The following is a 6756-nucleotide window of genomic DNA, read 5'->3' as shown; positions in this document are numbered from 1 at the left end:
GGCCCGGCCCCATGGCTTCGTGCTGGTCATGGATGAATGCTATTCGGAGATTTATGATCGGCAGCGGTCGGTGGGCGCCCAGCAGGCCGCATTGACGCTGGGCGATAGCTTCGTATCACACGAAAGCCGAAGGAGGCCGTGGAGTTACTGGAGTTCCATGTACGCCACGCTGTATCCATATGGAGACATCATCAGAAAGAAGCGGAAACAAATATTGAATAAAATCATAGGAATTCAGAATAAAACCATCAGCCTTTGCTGCTGATGCACGATTAAAGATCGCTTTTATTCTCTGAAATAAAATCGATGTGACCGGAGCGCCATCCCTTTTCGATGCCAACCGGCAGGTCCAGTCGCAGATGTTGAGTGCTACTCTCATCATACCTTGGCCACGCCGCCAGACCCGGGCCATTCGGATTTCCCTTTCCTGCGAAGGCGAGCCAGTAGCGGGCCATCATGTCGGCCATCACGGCATCGCTTTTCTTCACATGCGGCAACGTATCCATTAGGACCCCGATCTCTTCTGAATGCGTCGGCGGCTGGTCCCGGTCCCCGTGACGATAGGTATAGACATAGCGGTATAGGTCCGTGCCGCTGCGGGCGAACGCGTGGACCAGCCGGTCAATCGGATAGTTGAATCCACGATCAGCATAGAGTGCGGCGAACATCGCGGGTACATCCCCGTCCCTAGAAACCGGATAACGCGCCAGCGCCGCCTCCGTCCGTGGGCCGAAGATGGAGCGGACGAAGCTCTTATAGTCTTCAACCGTCCTGATCCCCATGCGCGGCGCGAAGAACCGGCCCTCATCCTCGTTAGTGCCGATGATGGCCGGCACGGCATCGAAATTGCCGGCGGACAGCGGCTCTTGCATGGTGAGGAACCAGCCGTCCGCGATAGGACGCAGCGGCCGGGCCAGCCACAGGCTGGGCGGCACGCGCGGCAGGGAGGAAAGCTTCGCCAGCAACTGCGCGGCCGGGATGGCGCGCATCTCCTCCACCGTGGCACCCAGGGCGGCGCCGTGCTGCTCCGCCTCCTCCAGCGGCAGAAGTGCGCTGAAGGATCCCGGCGACATCAGGATGGCCCGGTCATAGGGCCGCTTCACCTGGGCAGAGGCGAGCAGCAGCAGACCGCAGGTTGCCCCGGCTGACTCCCCGAAAAAGGTGATCCGGCTGCTGTCGCCATTGAAGGCCGAGATATTCTGGCGCACCCAGCGCAGTGCAGCCGCCTGATCCATCAGGCCGTAATTGCCGGAGGCCCCATGGGGCGATTCCGCGCTGAGTGCCGCATGGGCGAAAAATCCCAGTATGTTGAGACGGATGTTGAAGGAGACGACCACCGCCCCCTTCGCCGCCAGCTTGGCCGGGTCCTCCTCCACGAAGGCCCCGCCACCCGTTGTGAAGGCCCCGCCACAGGACCAGACCATCACGGGCCAGCCCCCCGCACGCCATTGCCGGGGCGCCCAGACATTCAGATAGAGACAATCCTCCGATTGTGCCGGCGCGCGGGAAACACGCAGGCCGGCGGGCTGTATCGGATCGGGCCCGAACGTGCCGGCCTCGCGGATGCCCGGCCAGGAGGCTGGCTGTTCCGGCGGACGCCAGCGCAGGTGGCCGACGGGAGCGGCGGCATAGGGGATACCGAAGAACCCCCGAACCTCCGGATGGACAGAGTGCCCCCGAACCCGGCCGTGTAGGGTGGTGACGACAGACATTTCCATATGGCAACCCCTTAGCAGGGATGGATGCGGGGGTTCACGGCTGACTTGCCGACTTCGACTGTCTGACCAGAAGTGTGATCAGCAGCAGGGCCGTGACACTGATGATACCGGGGACGGCGGCCGCCACGAAAATCTGCCCAGCGCCCCAGCCCAGACCAACCAGCAGGCCCGCCAGCACTGGAGCGGCGGTGGCACCGATCCGCCCGATGCCGAGCGCCCAGCCAAATCCGGTCGCCCTGATGTCGTTGGGATAGGATTCGACCACGATCAGGATGAACCCCGCCTGATAGGCACAGATGCCGACAGCGATGAAGAACACGGCCACGGAAGTCAGGGCGCCATCGTGAAGGATGAAGGGAAGGGTCAGGATGGCCACCAGATACAGCGCCATTTCCGCAAACATCAGCTTATGGATGTTGACCTTCGTGGCCAGCCAGCCCTGAAGCGCGGTGCCCAGCGCGCCCCCCAGACCGAACATGGCGGCCGCATCCATGCCGGCGGCGGTGGCCAGTCCGGATTTCTGCAGCAAGGCCGGCGTCCAGCTCAGCACGAAGTAAAGGATGCCTTGGTTCATGATGTAGGCCAGCCAGATCAGCAGCGTGAATTTCCAGAACCCGCCGGCAAAAAGCCGGGCCACAGGCTGCTTCTTTTGCGCCGCGCCGTCAGCATCCTCGACCATCACGGCGGTGGCGCGCAGATCGGGCAGCAGGGCCCGGGCCGCCTTCAGCGCCCGCTGCTGGTTGTTCTTGATGCGGGCCAGGAAATAGACCGATTCCGGCAATATCCACGCGGCCAGCAGCGTCAGGACAAGCGTCAGCCCCCCGCCGACATAGAGTAGCATGGGCCAGCCATGGTCGGGCACGACCAGCCGTCCGATCAGCCCGCCCAGAAACGACCCCAGCGGCATGAAGGCGATCAGGCTGGAGGTGATGGGCCGGGAGAACCGCTTGGGGGAGAATTCGGCAACCAGGGCAAAGATGCTGGGCAAGGCCGCACCCAGCCCCACCCCCGCGATGAACCGCATGACCAGCAATTCATAGAGATTGGTCGCAAGGGGCGTGGCGATGGTGGCGAGGCTGGCTACCGCCATAGACGCCACGGTGATGGTCTTTCGCCCCAGCAACCGGTCGGCCAGGGGGCTGATGAATAACGCTCCGGCGATGCCCCCCAGCAGGCCGAAGGAAAAGACCAAACCGAAATTGGCAATGGACAGGCCCAGATCTCGCGTCAAATCATTGGCGATCACACCCAGCATCTGGGTGTCCATACCATCGAAAAGCACCAGCAGACCCAGCGTGACAAGTACGGCCACCTGTCTGGCCCGGATCGGGCCGTCACGAACCTCTGCCGTGAAATTGGCGACCTGTGGCATAGCACCACCTGTGTTGGAAGTGGGCATCGAAAGAATGTCCTCGGGTTATGTCCGGGTACAGGGTGCGCGATCCGACGTTCTGGGGCCAGTGCCGCCGGGACGCCGGACCATCGGTATCAGAACTTGGTTGAAACCTGGACCGCGACCGACCGCGACCGGTCCGTGGCGGCCGTCACCGCATTCGACGCCGTCATCACGGAGCGGTAGCCGGCCGTGACCTTGTCGGTCACGTTCTTGCCGATGACCGCCACTTCCCAGCGGTCATCCACCGCGCCGATGGTGGCCCGCAGGTCCAGCTTGGCATTGCCCGGCTGGTAGAAAAGCGGATCGATGCTGGCCTGCTGATAATAGCCGGAGGTGAAGTACAGCCAGGCGCCCAACTGCCCCCTGATATCGGCCGTCAGGTCGAACCCGTAGCTGGCATTGACGCCACCGCTCCATTCCGGGGCGAACGCCTTGGTCTTGCCGGCCAGATTCTGGGTGCATCCTGTCGGCTTGGCCAGCAATTGCAACTGCGTGCAGGGCGCGTTGGGATATTCCAGATATTCTGCGTCCAGATAGCCGACATTGGCCGACAGGCTGAGACCGGAGGGTGCATGGACGCCGACCTCCAGATCGATGCCGCGCACCCGTGCCCGGCCCACATTGGCGATGACCGACACGGGCACGCCGGCGGCATTGGCGATGCTGGTGGATTCCTGCAAACCGTTGTAACGGCTGTTGAAGGCCGCGACATTGGTCGTCAGCCGGCGGCCGAACCAGGCCGCCTTGACCCCACCCTCATAGGACTTGACCGTTTCCGGCCCGAAGAAGTCCTTGGAATTGCCGATGGCCCAGCCACCGGCCTTGAAGCCGGTCGTATAGGAGCCATAGACCATCGCGTCCCGCGTCAGATCATATTGCAGATTGATCGACGGCATGAACTTGTCATCGGTGCGCTTGGTGATGGCGTAATCCCCGGCGGGGAAACCGACGCTGCCGGTGAAGGCGGCAAAGGCGGCCGCCGATACTTCACTGCCGGCACTAAACCGCCCGAAATTGTCTCCGACACCCACATGCGTCTCGCGGTGATTCTTCTTCTCCACCGAGCTGTAGCGCGCACCGAGGTTGATACGGAAATCGTCGGCAACATTCAGGGTCCCGGCCGCAAAGACGGAGCGGTTGGACTGGTCCTGATCGCCCGCTGCCCGCTGTGCCAAAGGCGTATTGGGCGCTACCGCGCCGCCCAGCCGTGCCCAGAAGGGCGCGAAATAGAAGCCGTAGGACAGCGAGCCTTCAAGGTTCGATTTATCGTAATAAACGCCCAGCATATATTCCAGGAACCCGCCCTTGTCGGATTCGAGCCGGATTTCCTGGCTGAACGAATGGAACTTCTCCAACTGGGTGATGGGCAACCCGCTTGACTTGGTGATCCCCGTCAGCCCGGCCACGGGCAGCAAGGGGCTGTCCGTGAAGCGATGGATGTCATGCTCGTAATAGCCGGTGGTGGAGGTCAGTGTGTGGCTGCCGACCGTCCAGGCGATATTGAGCGCGCTGCTCACCGAATCCAGCTTGAAGAAGGAATCCCCCGTGCTGGTGCGGTAGTCCAGACGGTTGTCGGCGTTGCCGGCAGAGATGACGGAAAGGCAGCCGACACCGGGGCTTCCATAGCCGGGTGCGGGCGGGCAGTTCAGGATTTCCTGGAATTCTGCACGCTTGTTGTCGAAATCGGCATAATCGACGCGCCAGTTGATATCCAGGTCGTCCGCTTCATAGCGCAGGGACAGGCGGGCCTGGGTATCGTTATTGTTCGGGCCGTCTTGATCCATCCGGACATTGCGGATGTAACCATCCATGCCCGACTTGCGCAGCGCGATGCGCCCCGACAGCCTGTCGGTCAGCGGCTGGCCCACGGCGGCCTGCACATCATATTCCCCGTCGGAAAACCCATACAGGGCCGATGCCTGGCCATTGGGCGTCTGCGAGGGCTTGCGCGTCACGGCGCTCAGCGCGCCGGCGATGGCATTGCTGCCGAAATAGGTGGATTGCGGGCCCTTCAACACCTCCATCCGCTCCAGATCGAGGAACCCGACACGGGTCGTCTGCGACCGGCTGATATAAACACCGTCGATAAAGGTGGCGACCGACTGCTCGAAGCCCATGTTGAAGCCGGAGCCGATGCCGCGGATATTCAGGGAGTCCGAGGCGCCGGCCCGGTTCACCTTCACGCCGCTGATCCGGTTGCCGAGGTCGGTCACCGTCGTGATTTGGGCATCGCGCATGAGGTCGCCCGTCACCACGGAAACGGAGATGGGCACATCCTGAAGATTTTGCACACGCTTCTGGGCGGTAACGACAATCTCCTCCAGAATGAAATCACTGTCCTTGGCGCCCTGGTCATCGGACTGCGCCAAGGCCATCGCCGGAAGGCAGGCCGCAGCCAGACCGGAGACCATCAGGCAGGCCGCACCGCTCAAAAGATTGGTACGCAACATATTTTCCCTCCCACGTTGGTCGGCATTCTTATCATTGGCCGACTTCACTTTTCTGTCCGCGATACTGCTACGACCCACATAATCTATGCAAGAGTAAATTATGCTAGCATAGCATTTTGATGCTCAACGGTCCGCTTCCCACAGAACCCAGCCGGCCCCGACGGTGGCGATATGGGCCGGGAAATAATCCACGACCTGGCAGGGGGCCTGCGGCTGGGCCGCGTTCATGGCGCCGGCGGCGACAAGCCAGGTGCGCAACTCGCCCGTACCGGAATCGGTTGCGGCGGAGCGGAAGGAGAACAAGCTGCCCAGCCTGTCGAAATCGCGCGCCTTCATGCAGTCCAGCACCCATTCGTCCAGCATCTGATCGACCCAGCCCGACAGGGGGCCTTCCGGATCATGGGACATGCCGCCGCTGCCATAAATGGCGATCGGTTCGTCCAGATCGGCGCAGATCCGCCCGATGGCCCGGCCCAGTTCGATGCAGCGCGCGCCGGACAGGGCCGCCGATGTGCGTTCGGTTGTCTTGATGATGATGGGAATGATGGGGATTTCCCGCTTGGCCATCAGCAGGGGCGTGGGCCGGGTCAGCGCGTGCGGCGCCTTCAGTTCCGGCCGGCCCTGCGGGTTCTGGCTGCGGCTGATCGAGATGTCGAAATCCTGGCGGACCAGTTCGCTCAGGAAATGTTCGGCAAGCTCGGTATGGACCTTCAGGCGGACGCCGAACCGGTCGGGATGTTCCCAGAACTTGACCAGCGGTTCGCTATCGAAATCCCGGTAATTATGAAACCCGACGATATCCTCCGTGCCGGCATGAACCATGATATTGGGATTGTTGGCGGATGAGAACCATTCGTGCTGGTCGCCGCCCACCACGATCAGGGCCTTGGGCGCATGCCGGTCGATGACGGTGGCCAGCCGGTCGAAGGCCCGGCGGCGACGGTCGATCCATCCCGTCACGCATGCCGCGTCCTGCAACAACACATCGGCTGGCTGTGGGATTTCGGCACTGATCAGCCGGAACCAGCGCATCCAGCCTTCATAGGTCTCCTGGAAAATGATCGGCGAGTGGGACGACGCCATCCCCGTGACAAGCGGCATGATCAATTCTCCCAGGTGACGAAGGCGACGCCGGCCGCCGCATGGTGGATGGGCATGTAATCATGGACACGGGCAGGACAGCCGGCCTGAT

The 6756-nt window shown here is 62.3% G+C and carries 4 protein-coding genes and 1 pseudogene; 1 reads left to right on the top strand and 4 read right to left on the bottom strand.

Annotated elements, in window-relative coordinates:
* Nucleotides 1-265: pseudogene (locus KBA48_RS31590) on the top strand (hypothetical protein); the annotation flags it as partial.
* 7 nt (nt 266-272) lie between these two features.
* Here KBA48_RS31590 and KBA48_RS31585 read toward each other — a convergent pair.
* From KBA48_RS31585 to KBA48_RS31570, 4 genes are all read right to left on the bottom strand, one after another.
* On the bottom strand, nt 273-1718 hold the full coding sequence (locus KBA48_RS31585) for a carboxylesterase family protein (RefSeq protein ID WP_292912650.1): 1446 nt from the start codon (nt 1716-1718) through the stop codon (nt 273-275).
* Nucleotides 1719-1752: 34 nt separating this feature from the next.
* Nucleotides 1753-3090, bottom strand: a complete 1338-nt coding sequence (locus KBA48_RS31580; protein WP_292912649.1) for an MFS transporter — start codon at nt 3088-3090, stop codon at nt 1753-1755.
* A 116-nt stretch (nt 3091-3206) separates the two neighbouring features.
* Nucleotides 3207-5564: a TonB-dependent receptor gene (locus KBA48_RS31575; RefSeq protein ID WP_292912648.1), complete on the bottom strand. Its 2358-nt coding sequence runs from the start codon at nt 5562-5564 to the stop codon at nt 3207-3209.
* 123 nt (nt 5565-5687) lie between these two features.
* Nucleotides 5688-6665 (bottom strand): hypothetical protein, encoded by a 978-nt coding sequence (locus KBA48_RS31570; RefSeq protein WP_292912647.1) that lies wholly within the window; start codon nt 6663-6665, stop codon nt 5688-5690.
* Nucleotides 6666-6756 lie beyond the last annotated feature (91 nt).

This window comes from Niveispirillum sp. (genome assembly GCF_017996735.1).
Lineage (GTDB): Bacteria > Pseudomonadota > Alphaproteobacteria > Azospirillales > Azospirillaceae > Niveispirillum.
Note: the sequence above shows the minus strand (reverse complement) of the source record. Positions and strands in the feature narration are given on the sequence as shown.

What these genes read in the sequence shown, in the direction of transcription:
- KBA48_RS31585 (WP_292912650.1), bottom strand. Translation starts at nt 1,718, where the DNA reads ATGGAAATGTCTGTCGTCACCACCCTACACGGCCGGGTTCGGGGGCAC.
- KBA48_RS31580 (WP_292912649.1), bottom strand. Translation starts at nt 3,090, where the DNA reads ATGCCACAGGTCGCCAATTTCACGGCAGAGGTTCGTGACGGCCCGATC.
- KBA48_RS31575 (WP_292912648.1), bottom strand. Translation starts at nt 5,564, where the DNA reads ATGTTGCGTACCAATCTTTTGAGCGGTGCGGCCTGCCTGATGGTCTCC.
- KBA48_RS31570 (WP_292912647.1), bottom strand. Translation starts at nt 6,665, where the DNA reads ATGCCGCTTGTCACGGGGATGGCGTCGTCCCACTCGCCGATCATTTTC.